Consider the following 23,985-nt stretch of genomic DNA (forward strand, 5'->3'; position numbering starts at 1 on the left):
ATTCATGGTCAGGTCACCGAACTGGAACCAAACTGACGTGGCACGCGCTGTCCCGACAGCGTCCGAAACGGAGGTCGACCAACTACTCGCCAGCCTCCAGCGACTGACCGGCATCGGCGTGTGGACGTACGACGTGTCGAGCGACGAACTGTGGTGGAGCGACGAGGCAAAGCGGATACACGGGTTCGACGCGTCGGCGACGCCGACCGTCTCGGACGTCGTCGACCAGTACGCCGAGGCCGACCGCGACGGCGTGATGGGCCGCCTCGCCGACGCTATCGAACGCGGCGAGTCCTTCTCTCTCGACGTGCAGTACGCGAGCGAGCGAACGACCGAGCGGTCGATACGGCTGGCGTGCGAACCGCTGGTCGAAGACGGTCGGACGGTCACCCTCCACGGCGTCGTACAGGACGTGACCGACACGAAGCGGCAGGAACAGCGCATCGAGATTCTCCGGCGGACGAGTCAGGAGCTACGGAACGCGAGTTCGAAGGCGGAGGTCGCGGAGATTCTGGCCGACGCGGCGAAGAACGTCCTCGGTCTCGTCAATACGACCGTCCGATTGGTCGACGAGAACCGGAGCATGCTCCAGACTATCGAGGCGACCGAAGAGTGTCTGGAACGCGCCGGCGACCGCCCGAACTACTCGGTCAGCGAGGACACGCCGGCCGCGCGGACGTACCGGACGGGCGAACCGGTCATCCACGCGAACCACGAGCACACCGAAGACGACCACAGTCGGGGCTCGCTCCGGTCGGGGCTGTACGTCCCCATCGGGAGCCACGGCGTTCTCAGCGCCGGCGACGTGGTCGTCAACGCGTTCGAGGAACACGACCTCGAAGCCGCGAGCCTCCTCGGACAACTCGGCGCGGAGGCCATCACGCGCATCGGTTGGGTGAAACGGTCGCGGGCGATTTGACGCGCGAACGAGCAGTCGCGACGGGACACCGAACGCGCTCGCACCATTGAAACGCGACGACGGAGACGCGCCTCGATTCACTACGACCGGACCGGCCGCCTGAATCTTCTCGGCGTCCGCGTTCGTCGCGGTGTTGCGTTTGTTCCCGAAGGGGCTGTAGAGAAACATGCCCGAATTAGCGGGGCTTGCTGGCCAGTTCAGTTGATTTACATTATGGCAACAGTTATCAACCATCATGATAATAGTCGATGTATGATCGAGAACGTGACCGGGCGACGGCTCAAGACGACCCAGGCCTCGTTGGAGATTCTCAGCCTCATTCTCGAACACGACGGTCTCACGCTCGCCGAGCTGGACTCCATGGTCGACAGTTCGAAGAGTTCTATCTGCAGCCACCTCAACACGCTCTTGGAGAGTCGGTATCTGGTCAAACGCGACGGCGTCTACCACGTCAGCTTCCGGGTGGCGCTGTTGGGCGAGCGTGCGAGACACCGGTATCCGAGCGACGAGGTCGTCGAACGCGTCGTCGACGAACTGGCCCGCGCGACCGGTCAAGAGGCGAACTTCACCGTCTTCGAACACGGTCGGCTGCTCATGTGCTACGGCTCGTCGACCGACGAGGGGCGGGACGCGAACGGCATCCGCTACCGGTCGGAGTATCACCTGCACAACACGGCCGCGGGGAAGGCCATCCTCGCGGAACTGGACCGCGACGAGGTCGAGTCGATTATCGACTACTGGGGGCTGCCGAGGGAGTCCGAGGGGACGATTACGAGCCCCGACCAACTGTTCGACGCGCTGGACGACATCGCCACCCAGGAGTACGCCGTCGTCGACGAGGAGTTCGCGCCGAATCTCATCGCCGTCGGCGCGCCGGTCCACGACGGCGACGGGCGCATCGTCGGCGGACTCAGCGTCGGCGGGCCGAAGTATCAGGTTGACATGACGCGGCTCGAACGCGAGTTCGCCGACGAACTGCTGAGCGCGGTCGAGTCGTTAGAAGCGGAGCTCTCGTAGGCGGACACCCTCGTTTCGGGGACGTCGGACGCCAAAAGGACAGACGCGGGTTGGTTGTGCGTGTCTGGCTGACCGGCTGGCTGCGTTAGTCGTCTGTCCCGACTGCCATCGCGCGCTCGACGATGTCCGCGCCGTACATCTCTTCGAGCGCGTCGTGTTGGTCCGGACGGTGCTCGTACACGTCTTGGAACAGGGCGACCGGCGTCATCGCGGCCTGATACGTCGCCTCGTCCCACATGCGGTCCTTGGCGATGTCGACCTCAACGTCATCGATGACCAGCGTCGTCGCTTGTGTCATCGCAATCGCGCCCTTGCCGGCCTCCTTGGCCGCCTCGAACTCCTCCATCGAGTCGACGATGTCGTCCATGCTCGGGACGTAGGTGGTCAGGTCGAGGAGTTCCTCGTGGAGTTCCTCGCCGTCGCACTCCAGTTCTTCGCCGTCGACGCGGAGCACGTAGCTGTCGTCGCCGACCCGTTCGAGCGAGAGTTCGTCGCCGTCGTACACCTGACGGCCGTCCTCGTCGTCGAGTTCGATTTCGTCGTCGTCGAGTTCGAGGAGCCAACTGCCGGTCTTCGGCGGCAGGGGTGCCTCGTTGGCGGTGACGACCTGTCCGGGCGTGAGCGCCCAGATACCCGTCATTCCCATGGCGCGGTTCTCGACCATGCGCTCGCGGTAGCCCTCCACGTCGCGGATGTCGTCGTACGGACCGTCGACGGCGATGCAGTCGGCGGCGCTCGCGCCGCGAGAGGTGTTGTGCCGGAGTTCGGCCCACGCCGGAAGCTCGCCGGTCGGCGTCATGGCGCGCATGTCCTTCGTGTAGTCGACCTGCCCGTCGACCAGAAGGAACAGCCGTTCGAGGTTGTTGGACGGCTTACCCTTCTCCGCGCGGAGGTCGCTCATCGCGAGTTCGGCCTCCCCGCTCTCGATGATGACCGACATCGACAGGCTTCCCTCGTCGAGGCCGTGTTCGTTCTCGATGACGGTGAGGAACTCGTCGGCCTTCTTCCAGTCGTCGAGGTCGCCGACCTCGGGGATGACGAAGCCGTCGATGTGCTCGACCGCCCCGTTCTCGGGGTCGGTGATTTCGAGCATCTGCTTGAAGCCCTCGTACCGGGTCGTGGGGTCGTCGCGGTGCCACACGACGCGGGGGTGAATCTCGCCGGGGAACTCCGCGCCGTGCTCGGAGACGACCTCGACGAGGTTCTGGACGCCCTCGTCGCGCATCGAGGGTGCCGTGGCGTCCTCGTTGTCCGGAATCCACGTGTCGGGGGCCTGCATCCCCCGCAGTTGTGCCGCGCTCTGCAACATCTTCGCCGAGTTCTCGCCGCCGACCGCGGTCGGCGAGGTGAAGAACGTGCGTACGAACTCTCGCTCGTAGTTTCTGTCGCTACTCATGTCGACAGTCGAAACGTCTCTTGCGAAACATATTAAACATTTAGACTCGCCCAATCGGAACTCGCGGTTCGACGCCCCGGCGGGGAATGGGCTCCCGAGGCTCCTCCGACGATCGCACCCGACAGGCGGCCCGTCGTTCGCGCTGCACATCAGACAGTCATCATCTTACATTATGTAAATGGCTACAATGCTATGTGTTCACATTATACAGATATGGAGTGTTAAATCCAATTCTATTACAACCATAGCTCTGTAAACTCACCTTCGACACTGCCGTGAGAGCGACCGGCGTTCGGATTATGTAAATGATTCTCGCCCCCTCGACTTCGGTTTGGGGCTCTCGGAACCCCGGACGTTCGCACGACAGTACCTGTCGTCAGACAGGGTCGGCTTCGGCAGGACAAACTGCGAAAAAAGGATTCAACGGGGCCTCGCAGACGGAAAAATCCGAGACGCCGGTTCGGGGGCTACTCCTGCGGGTCGGGGAGCCGTCGGTTCGCCAGCGCCATCGGATCGTCGTCGTCGGAATCGAACGGGCGAAGGACGACGCTGAACGCGGTGGACTCGACCGGGACCTGATACCGGTCGAGCGGCTCGGTCGGCGTTCCGCCGAGGCCGGTCACGCGGTGGTCGAGGTTGAACCCGACGGACCCGCGGTCCTCCAGTTCGTACTGGTGTTCGGCCGCCGCGAGATTCCCCCACTGTTCGAGGCTGACGTTCGCGTCCTCCTCGCCGAACGTTCCGAGGAGGGACACCTCACCGTCCGAGAGCGTCGCCCACCGCGTCTGGGCCTTGTTCCCGTTGTCGGTCGGGGGGAGATACGGGACGTACTGTTCGTCCACGGTTCCCTCGTAGCGACCGATTGGAACGCCCCACTTGCGGTCGGGATAGGTCTCCAGTTCGCCGCGTCCGTACCACTCGAAGTCGTCGAATCGCTCCGGGAGTTCGAGTTGGACGCCGGCTTTCGGAAGCCAGCCGTCGACTGTCTCGCGAAGCCCCTCGTTGGGTCGGGCTTCGACGTCGATCGCGACGTCGCCGCTCCCGTAGATGCGGTAGCGGTAGCTGGTGGCGAAGCCCGGGCCGTTCGCATCGCCGACACTGTTGAACTCGTCGAGCGGCAACCACGCCACAGCGCCGTCGAGCGGTGTGTCCGCGGCGAGCGAACCGAGTTCGTCCTCGGCGAGCGCGCGGTCGTAGATTCGCACCTCGTCCAGCGCGGTCCCGTCGGCGACGCTCGACCCGACCTGCGTCGGCGCGTCGACGTGCTGAAGCGACCCCTCGTAGGACCCGGTTCCGAGTCGCTCCCCGTCGACGAACAGCGTCATCTCGCTGCCGTCCCAGACGCCCGCGACGTGGTGCCAGCCACCCGCCCAGTCGTCCGGCACCGGCCCGTCGGCGACGTGCCAGCCGTCGGCGTTGAACACGAACTCCAGATACCCGTCGCGGCCGCGCTCACGGCGCTTGAGGAGATACTGCCGTCCGCCCTTCGAGACGTAGACCTGCGCCGCGCCACCCTCCTGCGGCTCGCCGGGGCGGACCCAGAACTCGATTGTGAGTCCCGGGTCGGTGATATCGAGGCTCTCGGACCGCCCCAGCGAGAGCGAGCCGTCGTCGGTAAACTCGACGGCCTGCCCGGCGGCACCGGTGACGATTCCGGCCTCACCCGCGAGCACGCCGTCGTTGTCGTGTCCGGAGCGGTCCGGAGTCGCCAACCGACGCGCCGGCTCAGCGCCTTCGGCGAAGCCCTCGACTGCGACCTCGACGAGCGACTCGTCGCGGCGCTCGACGCCGACCGACTCGACGGAGTGCGTCAGTTCGTCGAGCCCCGCCTCGTACCACGAGCGCGCGGGGGCGCTCCCCCACTGTTGAATCTCGTTCATGACCGGGGCGCGCCACGAATTGAACAGCGGGCCGCGTTCGAGGAGGTCGGTTCCCTCGTACGCCATCGACGACAGCGTCCCCGCGTCTTCAGTAACGACGTACTCGAAGCCGTCACCGGAGACGGTGATATCACCGCCTTCGTCGACCGAGAGCGGCCCCATCGAATCGAGTGACGCGGTCTCCGGTTCGGGCGCGTCGACGGGAACCGCTAACTGCTCGAACGCGATTTCGTGGCCGGCATCGGCGTACGTGGTGCTTTCGGCCAGCGTGAACCGCACCGTCAGTCGGTACTCGACGCCGGCCCCGGGACTGGACGGCGCTTCGACGGGAAGGCTGACGCGGCGGGTCTCGCCCGGGCTGATGTCGATACCGAAGTCACCGGAGCGGAGCGGTTCGCCGTCGGCGGTCAGTTCCCACCGCCCCTCGACGCCGTCGAGCGACGTGAAGTTGTACCGGTTCGAGATGTACACCTCTCCCGCCGCGACGTCGGCGTCGGCGACACCGACCGGCTGGTGGCAGTGTTTGAGTTGCCACAGTTCGGGCTGTGGGTCTCTGTCGGACCAGACCAACCCGTTGAGACAGAACGCCCCGTCGGGACCGTCGCTGTGGTAGAACTGGTACGCCTCGCCGTCCGCCGTGGTGTCGTTCAGGTCCTGGTTGACCCAGTCCCAGATGAACCCGCCGACGAGACTCTTGTCTCGCAGCAGGTCGGCGAAATCGTACGCGACGGTTGCGCCGTCCCTCAGTTCGCCGTCGGCATCGCTCGTCTCGTCGGAGTTCACAGCGCGGTCGTAGATGCCGAGGCCGTCGACCGCGAGGGCAGCCTCGCCACCGATTCGAATCGGCTCCTCCCCGGCGCGAAGGCCCGAGACGGTGTGACTCGACTCGCCCGCGAGCGCGCCGTCGACGTAGATTTCGAGCTCGGTGGACCCGGCGACGCCGACGACGGTCGTCCAGCCGTCGAGGCCACTGTCGGGGACCGGCGCTGAGACGGTCCCGTCGCCGCCCCCGACCGAGAACCGAATTTCGCCGTTCGAAATCGTCAGCGCGTACCTGCCCTCGTCGACGACGATGGGGGCGTCACCTGTTCCGGTTCCCCCGTCGACGGAGATCGTCGCGCCGACCGTGAACTCGCTGTCCGGTTCGAGTTCGGCGTCGCGTCGGATTTCGATCGCGTCGCCCGCATCGAGTTCGACCGCCCCATCGGTGTTGCCTCCCGGTGCGGCGTCCGGCCCGGGAACGACCTCCGGCGAGCCGACGAGCACGCCGGGGTTCTCGGAGCCCGCCCGGTCAGTCGCCTCCCGGACTGGCGGCTTTATGTACTCGTTCCACATCTCGTGCACGAGTCCCAGACTGTTGCCCATCGCGTGGTTGTACTCGCCCATCACGACGGGGCGGAGCCCGTCGCCGATGTACGACCCGTCACCGACCGACAGCAGGGTCCCGATATCGGCGTACCGAGGCCCGAGCATGTCGCTGTACTCGACGTTCCAGCCGCCGCCGTTCGGCTGGTGATAGAGGATGCGGTCAGGGGCGACCCCCTCTACGTCCCCGTCGAACGACTCGACGGTCTCGACGCCGCTGACATCGGCGGTATCCCCGGGGATGAACTCGTCAGAGTCGGCCGCGAGCGACGCCATCTCGATGTGCTCGGCACCGGTCCCCGCCTCGTTGCCGGTCGACCAACTGAAGACCGAGGCGTGGTTGCGGTCCCGAAGCACCATTCGGCGGAACTGCGCGACCGCCTGGTCGTGGTAGACTTCGGTGTTGGCGAGCAGTCCCTGCCACCAGTGGGACTCGACGCAGACTTCGTCCTGCAGGTAGAGGCCGTACTCGTCCGCGAGTCGGTACAACGACGGGTCGTTCGGGTAGTGGGACGTCCGGACCGCGTTGATGTTGAACTGCCGCATCGTCTCGATGTCCTCCCGAACGCGCTCTATCGGGACCGTCCGACCGAACTCCGGGTCGGTCTCGTGGCGGTTCACGCCCTGAATATCGACCGACTCACCGTTGACCAGAACCTCGGCCCCCTGTTGTCCGCGAGTGGTCTCGTAGGTCCGGAAACCGACCTTCTCCAGCATCGCCTCCGTTGGCGTGCCGCCCGCGGGTGCGAGTTCCAACACGAGCTGGTAGAGGTTCGGCTGTTCGGCCGACCACTTCGCGGGGTTCGGTACGTCGGCATCGAGCGAGACCACCGCACCGTTTTCGTCCACGGTCGCGGTCGACGAGAGGGTCGTGACCTTACGTCCGCGGGGCGGCCGGCCGCCGGGACCCGCGTCGTCCGGCGGGCCGCGGCTCCGGGATGCCTCGTTCCCCTTTTCCTTCCCGCCGTTTCCGCCTGCCGCGTTCGTACCTTTTCCGCGCGGTGGTCCGCGGCCCGGTTTCGTGCGGGTGGTCTCGTAGAGGTGCGCGCGAACCGCGTACTCCCCGGCCGGAGCATCGCCGTAGTTCGCTATCTCGGCGTCGATACGAAGTTCGCCGTCCTCGTAGTCGTCGTCGAGGTCGGTGCGCGCGTAGAAGTCCCTGAGGTGTACCGCCGGCGTCGCGAACAAGTAGACGCTCCGGAAGATGCCGGCGTACCGGAACATGTCGATGGTCTCCAGCGCCTCGCTGTCGGACCAGTGGTACACCTGCACCGTGACCTGGTGGTCTCCGCCGGCCTCGACGTGGTCGCTGACGTCGAACTCGGCGGGCGTCATCGACCCCGTCCGGAAGCCGACGTACTCGCCGTCGACCCACACGAAGAAGGCCTGTTTGACGCCTTCGAAGTGGAGGAACGTCTCACGCCCGTCCCACGTCTCCGGGACTGCGAACGACCGCCGGTACGTGCCGACGGGGTTGAGGCCGTCGTCGTCGACGCCCGGAACGTCGACGGTCCCGCCCTCGTTGGGAACCAAATCGCCGTCCTGATTCGGTTCGTAGGCTTCCCACGTGATGGCGTTGTTCGCGTAAATCCGCTCGCCGTACCCCTGCGTCTGCCAGACACCGGGGACGTCTATCGAGCCCCACTCGTCGCTCGCAAGGCCGTCGTACGAGTCGGGAACGTCGGCAGGCTTCTCGTGAAACGCGAACTGCCACTCCCCGTTGAGTAGTTGGACGTACTCCGACTCCGCGAATCGCGATTCGATTTCCGTAAACGGCTCGTCCGCCGTCCGAGCAGCGCGCACGGACTCGTAGGGAACGGCGCTCGTGACGTGAGTCGGCTCGACGTTCTCCGCGACTTTCTCGGGGTCTTCGAGGTACGCCGCGAGATTCGAGATTCGACCCGGGGCGCTTGGCGCATTCGTCGCTGCCGCGGCACCGGACTGTGAACTAACCCCCACGGCTACTGCAGCCATTCCGGTCGCCTGCAAGAACTGCCGTCGCGTCGGTGTGAGCCGGCTATCGGGTGACTGTTCGGTCCGTGTCTTCCGCCGATTTGAGTGTGTCATAATGCTTCGGTTGCGCGGTCGGAGGTCCAGAGTAGTCGTCCACCGCGTTCCTGACTCGCAGTTGAGAAACTACGGTCACCGATTTGTAATTATATACAATTGACTTAATCCTAATGGCCCTCTACATAGAGCTAATAGAACCGAACAAGGGAGTGTCGAGTTGCGGACTTCTTACCACTCAATCTTCGAGTCAACACGTTACATGTCGGTAGCGAACTCCCACCTGTGTATTCAGGGGGTATGCTGGGAGCGGCTCTTGAATCCTTGCGGATAGTCGTCGCTCACTCTCGGCTTTCGCCAAGATTACAACCCGTTCACTACACGACGCTCTGCGAGCGTGAACACGGGATTCGTCTTCTGTGTGTTCCGCGTCCGCGCGTCACCTGTCGACGCGAGCGAAGAGTCCTCGTGGTCGCGGTTTCTCAGCCCTGAGCGATACACCATTAGTCGGTAGCCATCTGAGAAAGACTCTAGTTCTAATGGTAGTCTATACCAAAGCGTGGAATACCGAATGACTGAGACGACGCCGTTCGTGGCCGTGAACGGTGACAACTACGGTGGAACTTCAACTTCATCGGTGGCTCCAACGCTCTGAGACGGTCGCCCGTGTGATTGACACTCTACCTCACTGACACTGATCCAACACCGCAGCCTTCGACCCTCGCTCGGAATGGCAGTCGTTGGGGTACGGCTCGCCGTTCTGCGTGTCGCTGTTGCAACGGCGCGGCGTTTCTCAGACAGTCTACCGATTTTAAATTCTGTATAGCGATATTAGATATATCCACTGGCCACCGGTTTTCTCGCCCTGGGCGCTAATCCTCGTTGTCTCATCCGGACAACGACTCAATTAGAATTTGTATTTTGATGTCATTTCTATCCTAACTCCGAAACTCTTGGTCCTTAGAACGAGCCACCGACGAGCGACGCTTGTTGCTTAGCATCGAGAAATTGTGTTCGACCGGTCACGGGTTCGAGCTGTGACCAACTCCCTGTAGGCTGTCGGGTTTCGCCATCTGACAGTCTGTGAGCGCCGTTTTCAGCTAGTCGAAGGTCATCCCGTAGCCCCACTCTTCGAGGCACTCTTCCGTTTCGTCGAGGTGCTGCAAGCCGACCTTCACGAGCGCTTCACGGAGGTCGGTGAGCGAGACGTTCTCTTCGAACCTATCTTCGAACTCTCGGAGGGCGTCTCGCTCCGCGACTTTCGTCTCCTTCTGCAAGAACAGCGGAACCCGGTCACGGCCGTCTTGGACGCCATCGCGGCGGAATTTGTACGGTATTTGGACCTGCTGGCGAGACTGGTTTGCGTCTGCACCCTCGGCTTGGTTCGAATCCCCCTCATCGGCCTGTTCGGGGGCTGGTTCCTCAGCCTCGGTCGCCGATTCAGGTGACGAATCGTCCGCGAACGGGTTTTCACCAGCTCCTTTCTTCATGCCAGTCATACCGTCATCACCTCGTGGTCGACGTCACCGGGTTCCGGAGGGTTCGGCGCGTCGATGCCGACCTGTTCTTCGAGATGCCTCGCGATGCGGTCGAACTGGGCGAGCGTCTCGATTTCGTAGTCACGGCGGCGGTCGCGATGCTCGCGAACGTACTTGAACGCCGAACATTGCTCCATCCAACAGCCTTCCATGAGGGAGGCACGCTCGCTGATGATTTCCGGAATCGGATAGTCGATTTCAGTCAGCACCTGCCGTTGGTCACGCGTGTTTTTGAATCCCGTCGGCACGGCGGCAAGCACACCGACGTCGATTTCGAGTTGGTCTTCGAAGCCCGCGACGAGAGCTTCGAGTCCTTCGACTGCTGCACGGCCCTTTGCGCTCGGCTCGACGGGGATGACAAGCGACCGCGTCGCGTGAATCGCGTTGTAGAGATGCGGGCCTTCAGTTGCCGGCGGGTCACAGATCAGTACGTCGTACTCCTCTGGGACGCCGGCCTCGCGAAGCACCCGGAGTAACTGTGCGTGCATTCCGAACGCTTCGCCCATGGCTTCGGCTTGATCTTTCTCTCGCTGGAGAAAGTCGGCCAAATCTGAGAGCATATTGTGCTCGGGAACGACGTCGACACCCTCGACGGTTCGAATGAGATTCTCAAAGTCGCCGTTGGGGCGTCGGATCATATGCCGGACGATGTTATCGACCGAATCAGTTCGCCGGTCGTCGACGCCGAACAGACGCGAGAGGTCGCCGTCTTGCGGGTCAAGCGGAACGACCAGTGGCTTCAATCCCGATCGAGCGTGCGCAACCGCCAGGTTTGCTGCGGTGGTCGTCTTCCCAACCCCGCCCGCCTCACTGTAGGTCGAATATGTGAGCATACGGTGTTCATGATGAACCATCTCCTTGAATCTTCTGTGCATGCATTCATTGTGTTCAATAGGTTCCTTCATTCGTTGAGTTCACTAATGAACGTACTCAATGAACAAATATACTGAACACATCCGATGAACGAACACAACGAACGGCATGACTGGGTGAGACTATGCTCATGCATGATTGCAACGGTCTGCGGAGCAATCTAGCGTTTAGTGAACAAAGTTAATGAACACAATTCATGAATGTATTGGATGAATAGTTATTCTGGACAAACATCTTTGCTGTGACACCCCGTAGCTATACTGGAGGCAATCTGTGTCACACACGTCTCCACAACTCCCCCATGACGACTGATTCAACGATACTTGGCCGGTGTCCTGACTGCGGTGACGAACTTGCACCGCACCAATCCCTGATTGAGTTTGAAGAAGCAGATGGTACAACCGGTGTGTTCGCGGAATGTTACTCGTGTGATGACGTCGTTCGACCAGAGTGACCCTGATTACTCTTTGTTGTAGATCTGTACACAGAAAGCGACTTTTACACATCGATGATGAGGGGTGCGATATGTCCAGGGAAGTTCCAGTTGAGAGCTGCAGGAGATGTTCGATTTACACATCGATGACGGGGGGAGAGGGTCTTCAATCTCGACCTCGATGAACGCGTCAGTCGTCGCGTTGAGTGTGCCAAATGGTTCGTGGCTCGACCCTCTACTTCCTGCGACGAGGTTGTCCGCCCAGAGTGACGAACTAACGCTACTCAATCTCAACGTCCAGATGTCTCATTTCCGGTGTACTTGTAATAAAGCACTACACCAGATATGAGACATCGACAACTATGTTAACCAACGTCTGGGCGTATCTAGCCGGTCTGTGGTTAATACAGTCCCCCTCGAACCATGTGAACGGAATAATCCGTGCTAGGGAGATTTATTCCTGTTAACCACGTGGTGTGAGTATGGAAGAACCGCGCTCTGAACTACAGGCCGATGGCGAGGAGCGAACTAACTCGCCAGATTTCGACGCCCTGACCTCACCAGAAGAGCTTGTCCGTGGGGAGCGGACACGAGACGATTTTTTTGACGCTGTGCTTGGGCTCAGCGATCCAGCGACCGTCAGCGAAGTTGCTGACCTCGCAGGCCACGGCGTTGATGCTGCGAGAGAGTACCTCAAGTGGTTCGAACAGATGGGTATCGTGAAGCAGGTTACCGAGTCGCCGGCCACGTACGAGCGTAACCAATCATACTTGAACTGGCGGCGGGTCCAGACGCTCCAAGATGAGTATTCGTCAGCGGAGCTGCTTGAGTTCTTGAAAGCTGAGGCAGCACGAGTCAAGGAGTTGGCCGAGGAGTTCGATGTCGCCTCGCCGGAAGCGGTCTCGCTCTCGAAGCACGCATCGGCTACTGACCAATCGATAGAGGATGTTTGGGAGGTCGTCTCTGCGTGGAAGACGGCTCGCCGTCGGGTTGACCTTCTTGAACGGGCATTAGCAACCGGGTCGGGTGACGCTGCTGATCAGCGAACGGCAGTATGACTGGGCAGGATGAGAGTCGTGAATCTAACTCAGTCTCCGGTGCCCCAATTGATTTTGACCGCTTGGACGTCATCCGTGATAGATTTGCTACTGACGGGCGGTTTACTCAGAAAGTCGATCGACCTGCATTCGCTCCTGAACGCTGGTCTGTGTGTATGATATACGATTTTACCCATCGAGTGTTCAAAACGCTCGGGTAGAGGTTGTCTGGTTCGAGAAGGCGATTTTTCGCTACACTACCATGAGGATCACGTTGCGGGAACGTTCGATCATCGATGGGACCGCCATCCATTGGACCACAATGCTCGTGACCACACCCATCCCGGCCCAGATGCACCGACTCCGTGATGATTCATCATATCCGAGTGATTGGCGTGATGTCCCCTCGATGGCTCTTGGCGAGATTGAAGCCAGGCAGCGTGCATTCTGGGAAGGCTGACCACCTGCTATGGTGTCAATTCACTGCCTGTCGTACGCTTCATCGAGATCATCGTGCTGTTAAAACGACAATCGCTTTCGTCGGGTGACGTTCCCCCCAAAGTGCTAGACAACTCCTGACGTAAGAATGAACCCAAGTAAGAGTACGACGCTGACGAGAAGACCACCAACGAGTGGTGTATTCTCCATTGCTTTCTCGTGGAGGGCCATCTGTTCGTATTCTGAACGAAATTCTTCGAGATTCTCCTCGTCGTAGAAGTACTTCGTTTTCAGCACAAATCTCTCGGTGACTGCACAGCCCGTACAGACTGGGGTGCCTTCGAGCCGTTCCGTTTTGATGTGCGAGCCACAGTTGATGCACCCACAATTTGCGCAGTAAGTGTACGATTTCGCGTTTTCTTTCTCACAGTGGACGCAGCGATGAATTCCGTCTTCAATGGCTACTCGGGAGGGTCCTGCAGCGTAGTACGAGTACGGATAGGTGTACTGCTGGAGTTGCAGTGTCTGTCGAACCCGTGGGACGTAGAGCGGTGAGATGGCTTGAACAGAGATATCCGATTGCTTCGGCTCACACTTCTTCTCGTAGGTGACATTGTTGCCTCCTGTGTAGGTGACAGTCGTCGTGTGATGTCGCTGGAGACGAGAGACTGCCCACTCTTTGTAGTCGGTTTCTGTCTGCCCGTAGCGAGTGACGTCGACGTCGTCGAACATCGTGCTGAAGCGGTCGGAATCGAGTTCGACTGCTTGCTGGCCGTTGTTCGCGATGAGGTCTGCGAGACGGCTGTCTGCGATGCTGGGTTCTCCTCGTGTTGCATGGATGACGAAGCGGTTTGATTCGTTGATGCGGTGGATGACACCGACTGAGGTTTCGAAGACAGCGTCTGTTCGTGCACTAATCGTGAGATTGGGCTGGAAGTCAACGAGCTTGTGTGGTTCCGGGAGTGTGTCTGCGTCGAGATTTTGGATGTCACGGGCTGCTTCACGTACTGGTGCATCAACGCCGCTTGCTGGATCGAACGGTCGGAGTGTTTCGTTACAGAGAATCTCGATGCGGCCGTTATAGAGGTCCAAGCCGACTTCGTCGGCGATGTCTCTCAGGTCGGTACCGTCGATGAGCTCAATTGGATATGGATCGCCGTTCTGTCTAAGGCGAGTCGCGTACTCCTCGGCGGGTGCAGAAAATTGTCCTGTCGTGACGACGACACCACGCTTTGGGCCATCGTAGTCGTACGTCGCGATGGCTGAGTGGAGCTTCTGGACGACAGGTCGTCCGACAGAGCCTGTGTGTTTGCACTCGACGACAACTCCACGGCGTGTCCCGTCGACGACTTCCTCCATGAGGATATCTCGTCCTTCGTCGGCGGTTTTGCGTGCCTGATGGACGTTTTCATACCCGAGATTCCGAAAAACGTCCTCCATCAGGTCTTCAAATTCGAATCCGGAGAAATCGTCTAAGAGTGGCATGAGAATTTCACTTGACAACCAGACGTACTGTAGCTATTAATGAGTTGTCTCCCTGTCACCAGGTGCTGTAACGCCCGTCAATGTGTAAGCGGTGAGCCGTCTACTCCCCCCTCGACAGAGTTCAAGCCGACTCCACTGTGGCTTTCTGAGACACACTTCATAACTTGTCTCAGTCCGTCGGAATTCTTCTTTGACGACACACCATAGATTTAGACATGGAACCGAGTGATGGACGTTCAGAGGTGTTTTCTGCCCTCAAAGAGGCAGTCTGTTCTGACTCGGATATCGAATTCGTGGTCGCATTCGGCTCACAGATTACGGGTGAGGCGACGGCGACGTCTGATCTCGACATCGCAGTCAAGTTTGCGGACAGCCTTTCCGGCCGCGACCGATTTGAGAAGCAGTGTTTCCTGTCGGGTGATCTTCAGTGGGAGGATGCGCCATTCGTTGATGTCTCGGATATTGAGACGCTTTCACTAGATGTTGCACACGATGCAGTCAGCGGTTCGTTCGTCTGCGGTGATGAGCAGGCATTCGAACAGTTCAAGACTGAGATTGAAGCACAGTTCGCCGAACAGCGCGACGACCTTCGCCGTCAGCAACGTGCGGTAATTGACCGCATTGCGGAGGAGGGACTGCGTGGCTGACGAGCGAGCTGTCTCAATCAAGCTTGAACAAATCGAACAGTATTATGGCGAACTGAAAGACGAACAGGAGACGCTGTCTCGTCAAGAGTTCTTGCAAAGTACGACGGAGCAGCGTGCTGTTGAGCGAATGTTCGAAAACGCGATTCAAGCATGCTCTGACCTTGCTCAGCATGTTGCCACACGTGATTTCGGACATACTGGTAGTTCTTCTAAGGGGCAGTTTGTGTCTTGTGTCGAGAAGGCATCATCGACGATAAGACAATGGCCACCCTGGTCGCTGCGATTGGGTTTAGAAATGTCCTCGCACACGAATATGGGCATGTTGATGCGGGAGAAGTCTACGAGTCGCTTCAAACAGGACTCGGTGTGTACGCGACGTATAGTCAGCAGATTGCTCAGTGGGTCCAAAGCCATTCGTGAGATGAGGAATTACTTATCCGGATAACCGCTGCTATTCGAATAAGCGCTGGTGCTGCTGTCCAATACATTCAATACACCTTAGTACATCTGATATACTATGCCCATCAGCGCGGATCGCTTCGAGACCATTGACGACGGGAATGGCAACCCAAAACCGGGGACAAACGCCTACAAGCTCCTCTCGTTCTTAGCCCAGAATGCTGACCAAGCGTTCACCCAAAGCGAGATCGCCGAGCGGACATCCGTCAAGCCCGGCTCGGTTGGCCCGACTCTCGTCAGGCTCAGAGAACGAGGTCGCGTTGAGCATCGAGGTACGTACTGGCGCGTGAGTGACCACGTCTTGAGCCTTGACGCTGCAGCTAACCATGCTGCTGCTACAGCAGCGAGCCGCGAAGAAGAACCATTCGACTACGACGAGTGGCAACAACACGCTGTTGACCCACGACAACAGCGTGACTGACACCAACCGCTTCCAGAAGGGCGACGTATTCTGGGCACCGGATCCATTTCGACGCGGCTCAAATCCACGCCTCTGGGTCGTTCTTGCTGCAGACTCGCTCCCGTATCCTGGCGAGGAGTATCTGTGTGCAACTCTCACAACCAGTAATCTCCCGCGAAACTTCGAAGTTGGAGATGATTGGGTGAGTGGCAAAGACCCGACCAAGACCTCGTATTGTTCTCCATGGGTCGTCGCAACAATCAAACATGACGCCGTTGTCAATCCACAGGGACAAGTGACCGAGTCATTCGCCGACGAAATGATTGCAGAGTGCAAGCAGTATCTCGGCCCCCAGTAGTCTGCCTAAGTGAACATTCACCTACGTGCTTCACACAACGTCTGGTGGTGCGTTCGAATCGTTTGAGTTGAGGTATCACTCACGGCCGCAACACGCGCCTGCGTGAGCGGCCAGTCACGCTCCACAGCGGCCGTGTACACACACGCTGCAGCGACTGCATGTGGGTTCGCGCCACGATGAGCCCACTCACTACTCGATGCCTCGGCTAACGACCGTGCTCGTCGCCGAATCTGGTCCGTCACATCAAGCGCGTCTGCCACTCGTGGAACGAACTCGGTAGGAGTAACTGGCTTTGCAGGCAGCCCCAATTCTATATTGAGTGCGTTGTACGCCGACCGGACCCGCGATTCTGCCACCCGTGCGAGTGGGACGAGTTCAGCGAGCGTTCGCGAGAGCCCCGCACATCGACAGGCTGCATGGACACTCGCAGCCGCGACTGCTTCGATCGACCGGCCGGGCAGCAGGTCCGCCTGTTGAGCGGACCGAAAGCACCGACATGCTTGGTCACGCAGACTGTCTGGGAGGTCGAGTGCGCCGGCGAGTCGCCGGACTTCGTCCAAGCCACGCGCGAGCCGACGTTCACGACTCGACTGGTACCGACTCCGACTGTGTTGGGTGCGGAGTCGGGAGAGTTGCTGTCGTCTTTCGCCCGGGATCGGTGTCCCGTTCGCGTCGACGTGTCGGCCGATCTCGGTCGCGAGGCCGTGATCGTGTCGCGTCGGCGTTCGTGGTGCACCCACTCGCTTGCGCTCCTCGCGCTCGAACGACCGCCACTCAGGACCGCGGTCGATGCCGTGGCCGTCGATGATAAACCCACACGACTGGCACCGCCGTTCACCAGCGTCGGTAATGACCTGGCCGCCACACTCGGGACAGGAGGCGTTTCCACAGGATTTGCCGCACGATTCGTTGAACTGTCGCTCGTAGACATCTCGTGTCGCCATCTCGAACACCACGGGACGTATCACGCCGCGCCCCGCACCCGTCAGGGGCTCAAAAAACGCCGTTGTCGTCTCGAACAGGTTGGCTTCGGTTGGCGGTCATTAAATGACTGAACCACAATACCAAACATGCTAGCAGGTGGATTACCGTTGCAGGCTCGTCGTGTCACACAAGACGCTCCCTGTTCTGCAACGGGTGCGAAATCGCGTACCAAGCCATCCGCGCCCACCCCTTGATAACTTCCTCGTGGACCTCGTTCCCATCGGTTTTGTTCGGTAGCGCGTCATCAAATTGACTGTGAGGCCGAGAAAGTGAAGTCTAAAAACTGAGGACATGGTTCTCTTGATCCTCGCCGGGTAGTGCTCGACAATTTCCAACTGGCCACGACCTCTTTTGGGGATACGAAGTGCCTCAACTATGCACGTCCTAGTAGACCTAACGACGACTCCTCAGTCATGCTACAAATACCTCAGTTGATGTGGACTCGAACAGTTATTGAAACTCTGATAATCTCAACTTAGATCGGAGATATCACCTATGACATTCGACTGAGCTCAACGACATTCAATAGATCCAAGACTCAAATCACGAAGTTTTCAAAATATCAAACAGATCAGTTAGATGGGGTGTCTGGGGTTTCATTTATACTACAATCTGCAGCCGAGACACTAGGATCCGGGTTGATGTAGATTGGGGGAACCGACTTCTCGAACGGTAATCCAATTCTTACGTGTACTGGAAGACACGATTCGTCTTCAAGCTCGTATTGTTCGACCGTTTTAGCATCGAACGTTCGCTCATACACATCCTCTTTATCTGTGTGCTCCGCACGAATAACGTACACTGCTTTCTCAATAGACCATTCCGGTTCGATTCGATGGACGGCTGGCCCCGGTTCAAACTGGAGCGTTGTATCGACGAGTGTAGCCTCCTCACGGAGAATTTCGATATGGATCGATTGTGGGTAGCGGGTCTCATTTGCAACGATCACGTCTCCTAGTATTACTCCACGAGAGCTGGTGAAGGGGTTTGAACTACAGCCAGCAATAGAAGCAATACCAAGTATGCTGCCCGTTCGTATGAAATTTCGTCTAGTAGTCATGGGAACCAATATGAGTGTTATTCAAATGAACAGATAGGAGTTATTACTTCTCTATTGTGTGGACATGGAAGAGAGTGACCTACTCATCAGTAATATTTGCATGAACCTTGATCTCTCGGACACGTGCAGGGAATTCCATGTAGGTGACTTTTTGCTTATCACTAAACTCATCAGCGATTCCGTTTGGTAATTCCCCAGCCTCCATGATTTTCGGCGTTGACGAGCACGACATTCGAGTGGTATTCACCGAGACATTTTTGACCTTGGCACGTTCGCCCTTGGAGGTTTCAATGTGGGTTCCAACCTTTGGAGGTTCGGAATGGCTGGACTGCTCTGCCCAGAATTGCTCATCAGATCTCTCGTCGTCAGCCGATAGCCCAGAGACATTCGAGCAGATCTGGGTGTCGTTGACAAAGTCTACCTGCTTAGTAATCTGGCTGTAGTTCGGGTATTCTCCCCATGCCTCATCTTGAACATCAAGTGAAACCGTGTCGTTAGATTCGCTATTCGATTCGACAGTGAAATTCACAAAATGGGAGCCACATTTAGGACCGTTCGAGTAGCTGTAATCCCAATCGAACATAAGTTTACTATACGAATCGAAGTTTGAGTTCCCATGGCTTTCCGGTATCATCGCAAGAACGATACTTGAGGCGACACCTACCCAAGTCGGGCCCCAGTATCCGAGGGCAGCTGAAATTGCAGTAAATGCCAGTTCGCGCTCGGTGGGGTTGCCTCCTGACCCACTAGAATCTTCAGGGAACCCACCAACGTTACCGCCAGCCGGCTTGTTCCAAAACGTCGAACTCCGATTGCTATTGACTGTAATCCGGTGACCTGCGACGCCATAGGCGCTATCCCACGTACCATCGCAGTCAGCATCTGGATAAGTCTGCTCGTAGTGCTCAACGTGTCCTGCTTCGCCAAAGTAGTGATGTAGTACAGCTCCGTCCCAGCATGACCCTCTGTAGACGAGGTCCATTGCATGTACGTCTCTTAGGTTGGTGTCTGCGAGGTTATCACACGTCTGATCTTTAGCTATGTTATAATCTCCCTTTTCCCAGACATACTCTGCCTCATCAATATTCTGTGGATCTTCATCCGAACATCCGCCTGCAGCGGCAGCAGTCCCAACAAGTGCAGTCGTCCCAAAGCCACCAGAAACGATCGCACTGGAGAGGAGTGCTGATTTTTTGAGTGTATCTCTGCGAGTGAATTGGACATTTTTCGGATCATTTCCGTCCTCTGATGAGGGTGTTTGTGACATTTTTGTCATCGAATTACTCTCTAATTTGTGTTGTATTATTTTCAATTGTCATGGATTTCTCCAGCAAGTGAACTCTCGGGCAACATCTGACTCAACGAAACTACTGAATGCGGTGCTAACGAACAGTCACCACTGTAGTTCTCAAGATTGTAGTCTCCTTGTGCATTGACTTAGACGACTCTGTTGAAAGCCTCTCGCCACCTGGCGATTCGTTGAGACGCTAGTTTCACATCGAATCCGCGAACAAGGTGGGGAGAGGTGCTTCCTGCAATGTCAACGTTGAAGGGTTCAACAGAGCCATTAAGCCCCAAAGCAAGGTATCAAGTGGTCTATTGGGTGGTTAGAATAGCTCTGCATATATAGAGACGTATCGTATAACCTTATTTTTCCGGCATTCAAGATCACCATCCGTCATTTTCTAGCTATAATTGAATCCTTACCTCTTCAGTTCCGAATCTCGTAGTAATGAAGACAAAATGCCTTCATTATGACACCTCGATGTCAGAACTGTCTGGTGTTTCTAATTTATAAATATCACATATAGCTATTGATTACTCGTTGCGTAGTGCTAGATTCGTCAAGTGCAAACAAACGTGAGTCACATCGACTACAGACAAATGCGAATACCTTTCTTGAATCACAGCAAGACTCAACTTCAACGACTCGCTCAGTAACACTGCCCCAACATGGACAGCATGGTGTGAAGACCCGAAGAGCGCCAACAAGCAGATTTCTCTCACGTTGGGAGTACGAATCCCACCTGTCAAGTTCTGACTGCAAGAGTTTCAAAGCCGTGATATGGATTATGAATGCAGAAGCAGACTCCCATTCGCCTACACGCCTACCATTGAGAATCGCACGATATCGATCTTCAACCGAGACGTACATCACATCCATCTCGGAATCCAAATAGTTGGCAAACCACTCTTCTAGTTCGGTTCTAGTCCTGCTCGTGATGCTCTCTTCCCATCTAGTCTGGAATGAAGTGGTGAGTTCAAAATCGCCGCCATCATTATCATGTGTAATAACACATTCCTCAGTAAGAATTGACGCTACATGAAAATCAACTTTGGAAGTTCGCTGAGGGTTAGTGCTACTATGGAAGACTGTCCACAAGCTCGCTGGAAAGTATCGTTGTGTTAACTGCGGCGTTTTTGGTACGAGATATCCTTGAGAATAGATGATAGCTGCTCCGATGGAGAACCCACCGACTCCAAGAATTGGCGTCCAAACTATCCCTACCACAGTACTGCCCACCAATGCGATGACGAGGTTCACTACTGTACATCTCCAACACCGATTCTCACCGGTATGTGACGGATTTTGCAGTCGATAGATCGTCTTTCGTACGCTCATAGCCACGCATAGAGGCGGAATTGAATATTGCTACTGGCCATCCGAGTTATCATATTATCGGTGAGATTTCAGCATGTGAGTGGAATCTCACTTCAAGACCACGAGTGCATAAGCTAAGAAGACAAAGACATCCCAGATAGTGTCAGCCAATAATTATTTATGTGTCATAGTGATACTAACTCACATGGGTTCGCATAAAGCCGCCGAGCAAATTCGGGTTGCCCTCCAACGGCGGACTATCTTAGGACATGTCATCAGTGGTGTTTCAGACCGGACCGCTCTCATAGATTACGTCTCTGATTCGCGTTCAACCGTGTATCGAGCACTAGATGAGCTCGTCGAAAACGGTTTACTTACTGAGCAGCACGGAAATTATACTCCAACCTCTCTGGGTTCACTAATATATAATGAAGTCACAAATCTCCATGAGAATACAGACTCATTAAATCAAGCAGAGCCACTTCTTGATGCTATCAATACCGATCTTTTAGATATACGGCTGTTTAGTGATGCATCTGTATGTATCCCTTCACGATATTCTCCGGATCAGCCCCTTCGTGCTCTTTCTACCCATGTTGACAACTCGACAAAAATTAAAGTGCTGTCCCCAACACTTCCATCACAATTCTTGTCATCAATGACGACTCATCTCTATGATGTTATGTCTGAACTCATCGTTGAGTCTGAGGCAATCTCTATGCACCAGAGCGACCTAACCACACCTCAACAGACTCATCCACTAATCCACGCTACAGACGTTTACACCACAGATTCACAGATACCATTTGGATTATTTATTAGTAACTCACCAAAGCAAGAAGTCTGCGTGGTCGTTTATAACCGAGGGAGACTCTGCGGTACCATTAGAAACACGACGCAATGTGCATATCAATGGGCCAAGAATGCCTACCAATCCTACAAGAAAAAAAGCGACTCACTGAGTGAAACTACGTTGGAAGACGCTATATCAACAGATACATCAGTAAATTAATTTCGCTCTCTCAACCGACCGACGAGTGATTTTAGTAGTGACTCGCTTAGTATCATCTAATGACACTATCTAACAAAGAGAGTTTTAACAGAACCGCGACAACTGAACTACAGATGAGAGATTTCCGACCGCGTCGAGTGTCGAGAGAATCTCTTCGGCCGTCCCACTAATCCGACCCAGTCGCTCTTGGAGAACGTCTGTCTCGTCGTCCTGCCACGCCGCGAGATAGAACGCCGACCCACTCGTATCCAAGCCGAGATAGCGACCGACGACGTACGCGACGGCCTCAGCTTCGACCTCGCGTTTCGCCCGCTCGGTCGCGTCAGTAATGTCGAAGTGCAAAATCGCGTGGGCGTACTCGTGGATGATCGTCGACGCGAGGTCCGCGCGGTTCGACCGGTCCTTCACTTCCACGAGTGGGGTGAGGTCTTGGACACTCCGCGACTGGCAGACGCCTTTCGCTTCGCCATGCCGCCACTCGTTGGGGTCAACGATACGGACGGTCACGCCGAGGTCTGACGCGATGTTAGTGAGATCATCGACGAGCGTGTCAGGCTCACCGGTCGCCGCCGTGTCCAGCTCTGGGAGTGGCTCGCCCTCGGTCTGCGAAATATCGAATACAGGTGCGGGTTTGAAGCCCACGAGCCCCTCTGACCACTCCTCGGGAGGCGTCTCGTCGTACTCACACTCGCTGTTGTCGTGGTAGCTCGGTGCGTTCCCACACTCGGGACATTGGGTCGTGATGATCGGCGCCCAAATCCAGATTGCCGATTCGCCTTCTTCGACGTATCGGTCGAACTCTTCTTGCCACGTCCGGTAGCCAGCGACCTTCGTCGCCTCGGGACACTGGAGGTTGATGAGGAGGGTATTGCGGTGGGAGTAGTCGTGGAACCGGCTCTGGACGTCCAGCCACTCCTGGAACTGCTCGCTCGCCCGTGCGTCGTCGACGTCGTCAGCGAGGTCCGCAAGCCACTGTTCGATCGTACGATGCATCTCGTCGTGTCGGGTGTCGGTCTCGTCGAACGACACCGACGGAGAACTCGTTGTTGCCATTGCTTTCAGTTCTGACGCGTCACTTCAGGACGCGCCGCACCCCTCTGGGGCGCACAAAAACAGGCGGGACGACCTACTGGTCGGTGTCCTCGCGCTCGAGGCTGCGAAGATACTCTCGACACTCGCTGAACAGGCCGCTCGCAGTCGCTTCGCCGGTCGTGAGGTGGCGAACCCACTCAATCGACCAGCAGTACGCGGGATCGGTCTCACCTGTGCCGTGGATGTACCACCAGCGAGCGGCTTTAAGCACGACCAGCGGATTCGTCGGCGGTTGTTCGCTCAGAAGGTCCCACGTAATCGACTCAATTTCATCGGGAACGTCGGCTCGGGAGAGGTCGGTGCTATGCACGAGTTCGAGGTCGACTGGAATCTCGTCGATCGAGACGTCTGACTCTGTTTGTTGGTAACTCATGGGAATCACGTCACACGGACTGTGTCTTCAGCCCGCACCCATCTCGGGCGCAAAAAATCACGACGGCGCGCTAGTCCCGACGGGACTCTCGACCGAGGCTATGCGAGATGCGATACCTCCTCGGGTTCGGAGTCGTCAGCGAACTCGTTGCGCTCGACTGGCGTCCAGTCTTCAGTCGTGGTTGGTGCCCACCAATCGACGTGGTAGTCACCCGGAGCACCGAGAATCTTAAGTTGTGCTTCGTCGTCGGGAAGTGGCCGGCGAAGTTTCTCGTCGACGTGGAGATTCCACGTCGTCGTCGCGTCGAATGTGATGATGACCGCCTCATCGTAGCCACGCGACTCAGGCGACTCACGGCACGTCACGCTGGTATTGCACTCTGTGCAGAACACCCCCTCGAAGGGAATGTGCGTGAACGACTCAGTACCACACACCGGACACCACAGAAATTCGAACAGCGCCTCGTCGTGACGGAACACGCGCTCGAGACTCATCGATCATTCACCACCGTTGCAGGTGTCACGAGCGGCTGGTGTGGGAAGTGAGACAACTCGGCTGCTGACGTTGGAATCAACATCTGTTACTGCGCCTCCGCCCCTTTGGGCGGCGC

At 57.5% G+C, this 23,985-nt stretch carries 19 protein-coding genes and 2 pseudogenes; 10 read left to right on the plus strand and 11 right to left on the minus strand.

All coding sequences use genetic code 11. From position 1 onward, the window contains the following. Nucleotides 1-37 precede the first annotated feature (37 nt). Complete coding sequence (locus tag FY251_RS10075; protein WP_148414594.1) at nt 38-919, plus strand: GAF domain-containing protein; 882 nt, start codon at nt 38-40, stop codon at nt 917-919. Between the two features lie 252 nt (nt 920-1,171). Continuing rightward, nucleotides 1,172-1,936: an IclR family transcriptional regulator gene (locus FY251_RS10080; protein WP_148414595.1), complete on the plus strand. Its 765-nt coding sequence runs from the start codon at nt 1,172-1,174 to the stop codon at nt 1,934-1,936. Between the two features lie 85 nt (nt 1,937-2,021). Here FY251_RS10080 and aceB read toward each other — a convergent pair whose 3' ends face one another. From aceB to FY251_RS10100, 4 genes are all read right to left on the minus strand, one after another. Continuing rightward, nucleotides 2,022-3,332, minus strand: coding sequence for a malate synthase AceB (gene aceB / locus FY251_RS10085; RefSeq protein ID WP_148414596.1), 1,311 nt, complete (start codon nt 3,330-3,332; stop codon nt 2,022-2,024). A 467-nt stretch (nt 3,333-3,799) separates the two neighbouring features. Further along, nucleotides 3,800-8,644: a glycoside hydrolase family 2 TIM barrel-domain containing protein gene (locus FY251_RS10090; protein WP_148414597.1), complete on the minus strand. Its 4,845-nt coding sequence runs from the start codon at nt 8,642-8,644 to the stop codon at nt 3,800-3,802. Between the two features lie 1,040 nt (nt 8,645-9,684). After that, the gene (locus tag FY251_RS10095; RefSeq protein WP_148414528.1) at nt 9,685-10,083 is read right to left on the minus strand and encodes a hypothetical protein; all 399 of its coding nucleotides are present in this window, start codon (nt 10,081-10,083) and stop codon (nt 9,685-9,687) included. Then, on the minus strand, nt 10,080-10,955 hold the full coding sequence (locus tag FY251_RS10100; RefSeq protein ID WP_148414774.1) for a ParA family protein: 876 nt from the start codon (nt 10,953-10,955) through the stop codon (nt 10,080-10,082). The genes FY251_RS10095 and FY251_RS10100 overlap by 4 nt, the downstream gene beginning before the upstream one ends. Nucleotides 10,956-11,910: 955 nt before the next feature. Between FY251_RS10100 and FY251_RS10105 the strand changes: the two genes are divergently transcribed. Beyond that, nucleotides 11,911-12,486: a hypothetical protein gene (locus tag FY251_RS10105; protein ID WP_148414598.1), complete on the plus strand. Its 576-nt coding sequence runs from the start codon at nt 11,911-11,913 to the stop codon at nt 12,484-12,486. Then, a pseudogene (locus FY251_RS23370) lies at nt 12,483-12,925 on the plus strand (hypothetical protein). Before FY251_RS10105 ends, FY251_RS23370 begins: the two are co-directional and overlap by 4 nt. Nucleotides 12,926-13,029: 104 nt before the next feature. Here the strand turns inward: FY251_RS23370 and FY251_RS10115 are convergent. Beyond that, nucleotides 13,030-14,388, minus strand: a complete 1,359-nt coding sequence (locus tag FY251_RS10115; RefSeq protein ID WP_148414599.1) for a restriction endonuclease — start codon at nt 14,386-14,388, stop codon at nt 13,030-13,032. 215 nt (nt 14,389-14,603) lie between these two features. On the opposite strand from FY251_RS10115, the gene FY251_RS10120 reads away from it, so the two are divergent. From FY251_RS10120 to FY251_RS10135, 5 genes and pseudogenes are all read left to right on the plus strand, one after another. Then, nucleotides 14,604-15,035 carry a nucleotidyltransferase family protein gene (locus FY251_RS10120; RefSeq protein ID WP_187367385.1) on the plus strand — a complete coding sequence of 144 codons (432 nt, stop codon included), beginning with the start codon at nt 14,604-14,606 and terminating at the stop codon, nt 15,033-15,035. Further along, nucleotides 15,028-15,159, plus strand: a pseudogene (locus FY251_RS23375) (DUF86 domain-containing protein); the annotation flags it as partial. The gene FY251_RS10120 and the pseudogene FY251_RS23375, both read left to right, overlap by 8 nt. Before the next feature lie 137 nt (nt 15,160-15,296). Beyond that, nucleotides 15,297-15,455: a HepT-like ribonuclease domain-containing protein gene (locus FY251_RS23380; protein WP_345784709.1), complete on the plus strand. Its 159-nt coding sequence runs from the start codon at nt 15,297-15,299 to the stop codon at nt 15,453-15,455. 97 nt (nt 15,456-15,552) lie between these two features. Further along, on the plus strand, nt 15,553-15,915 hold the full coding sequence (locus tag FY251_RS10130; protein WP_148414600.1) for a MarR family transcriptional regulator: 363 nt from the start codon (nt 15,553-15,555) through the stop codon (nt 15,913-15,915). Next, entirely contained in the window at nt 15,908-16,252 is a 345-nt protein-coding gene (locus FY251_RS10135; RefSeq protein WP_148414601.1) for a hypothetical protein, read from the plus strand. The genes FY251_RS10130 and FY251_RS10135 overlap by 8 nt, the downstream gene beginning before the upstream one ends. 17 nt (nt 16,253-16,269) lie before the next feature. On the opposite strand, the gene FY251_RS10140 is transcribed toward FY251_RS10135, so the two are convergent. The 3 genes from FY251_RS10140 to FY251_RS10150 form a co-directional block, all read right to left on the minus strand. Beyond that, nucleotides 16,270-17,196: a transcription initiation factor IIB family protein gene (locus FY251_RS10140; RefSeq protein ID WP_148414602.1), complete on the minus strand. Its 927-nt coding sequence runs from the start codon at nt 17,194-17,196 to the stop codon at nt 16,270-16,272. Between the two features lie 611 nt (nt 17,197-17,807). Beyond that, on the minus strand, nt 17,808-18,296 hold the full coding sequence (locus tag FY251_RS10145; protein WP_148414603.1) for a hypothetical protein: 489 nt from the start codon (nt 18,294-18,296) through the stop codon (nt 17,808-17,810). A gap of 79 nt (nt 18,297-18,375) precedes the next feature. Next, nucleotides 18,376-19,572, minus strand: coding sequence for a hypothetical protein (locus FY251_RS10150; RefSeq protein WP_148414604.1), 1,197 nt, complete (start codon nt 19,570-19,572; stop codon nt 18,376-18,378). Nucleotides 19,573-21,103: 1,531 nt separating this feature from the next. On the opposite strand from FY251_RS10150, the gene FY251_RS10155 reads away from it, so the two are divergent. After that, the gene (locus FY251_RS10155) at nt 21,104-21,910 is read left to right on the plus strand and encodes a hypothetical protein (protein ID WP_148414605.1); all 807 of its coding nucleotides are present in this window, start codon (nt 21,104-21,106) and stop codon (nt 21,908-21,910) included. Between the two features lie 84 nt (nt 21,911-21,994). On the opposite strand, the gene FY251_RS10160 is transcribed toward FY251_RS10155, so the two are convergent. The 3 genes from FY251_RS10160 to FY251_RS10170 form a co-directional block, all read right to left on the minus strand. Further along, complete coding sequence (locus FY251_RS10160; protein ID WP_148414606.1) at nt 21,995-22,963, minus strand: ImmA/IrrE family metallo-endopeptidase; 969 nt, start codon at nt 22,961-22,963, stop codon at nt 21,995-21,997. Between the two features lie 73 nt (nt 22,964-23,036). Beyond that, nucleotides 23,037-23,375 carry a hypothetical protein gene (locus tag FY251_RS10165; RefSeq protein WP_148414607.1) on the minus strand — a complete coding sequence of 113 codons (339 nt, stop codon included), beginning with the start codon at nt 23,373-23,375 and terminating at the stop codon, nt 23,037-23,039. A 98-nt stretch (nt 23,376-23,473) separates the two neighbouring features. Further along, nucleotides 23,474-23,869, minus strand: a complete 396-nt coding sequence (locus FY251_RS10170) for a hypothetical protein (RefSeq protein WP_148414608.1) — start codon at nt 23,867-23,869, stop codon at nt 23,474-23,476. Between the last annotated feature and the right edge of the window lie 116 nt (nt 23,870-23,985).

The sequence above is a fragment of the Haloferax sp. KTX1 genome (assembly GCF_902410085.1).
Classification (GTDB): Archaea; Halobacteriota; Halobacteria; order Halobacteriales; family Haloferacaceae; genus Haloferax; species Haloferax massiliensis.

Bases quoted from the DNA above. Each gene is read 5' to 3' on its own strand.
- FY251_RS10080 (WP_148414595.1), top strand. From the start codon at position 1,172: ATGATCGAGAACGTGACCGGGCGACGGCTCAAGACGACCCAGGCCTCG.
- aceB (WP_148414596.1), bottom strand. From the start codon at position 3,332: ATGAGTAGCGACAGAAACTACGAGCGAGAGTTCGTACGCACGTTCTTC.
- FY251_RS10090 (WP_148414597.1), bottom strand. From the start codon at position 8,644: ATGACACACTCAAATCGGCGGAAGACACGGACCGAACAGTCACCCGAT.
- FY251_RS10095 (WP_148414528.1), bottom strand. From the start codon at position 10,083: ATGACTGGCATGAAGAAAGGAGCTGGTGAAAACCCGTTCGCGGACGAT.
- FY251_RS10100 (WP_148414774.1), bottom strand. From the start codon at position 10,955: ATGCTCACATATTCGACCTACAGTGAGGCGGGCGGGGTTGGGAAGACG.
- FY251_RS10105 (WP_148414598.1), top strand. From the start codon at position 11,911: ATGGAAGAACCGCGCTCTGAACTACAGGCCGATGGCGAGGAGCGAACT.
- FY251_RS10115 (WP_148414599.1), bottom strand. From the start codon at position 14,388: ATGCCACTCTTAGACGATTTCTCCGGATTCGAATTTGAAGACCTGATG.
- FY251_RS10120 (WP_187367385.1), top strand. From the start codon at position 14,604: ATGGAACCGAGTGATGGACGTTCAGAGGTGTTTTCTGCCCTCAAAGAG.
- FY251_RS23380 (WP_345784709.1), top strand. From the start codon at position 15,297: ATGGCCACCCTGGTCGCTGCGATTGGGTTTAGAAATGTCCTCGCACAC.
- FY251_RS10130 (WP_148414600.1), top strand. From the start codon at position 15,553: ATGCCCATCAGCGCGGATCGCTTCGAGACCATTGACGACGGGAATGGC.
- FY251_RS10140 (WP_148414602.1), bottom strand. From the start codon at position 17,196: ATGGCGACACGAGATGTCTACGAGCGACAGTTCAACGAATCGTGCGGC.
- FY251_RS10145 (WP_148414603.1), bottom strand. From the start codon at position 18,296: ATGACTACTAGACGAAATTTCATACGAACGGGCAGCATACTTGGTATT.
- FY251_RS10150 (WP_148414604.1), bottom strand. From the start codon at position 19,572: ATGACAAAAATGTCACAAACACCCTCATCAGAGGACGGAAATGATCCG.
- FY251_RS10155 (WP_148414605.1), top strand. From the start codon at position 21,104: ATGGGTTCGCATAAAGCCGCCGAGCAAATTCGGGTTGCCCTCCAACGG.
- FY251_RS10160 (WP_148414606.1), bottom strand. From the start codon at position 22,963: ATGGCAACAACGAGTTCTCCGTCGGTGTCGTTCGACGAGACCGACACC.
- FY251_RS10165 (WP_148414607.1), bottom strand. From the start codon at position 23,375: ATGAGTTACCAACAAACAGAGTCAGACGTCTCGATCGACGAGATTCCA.
- FY251_RS10170 (WP_148414608.1), bottom strand. From the start codon at position 23,869: ATGAGTCTCGAGCGCGTGTTCCGTCACGACGAGGCGCTGTTCGAATTT.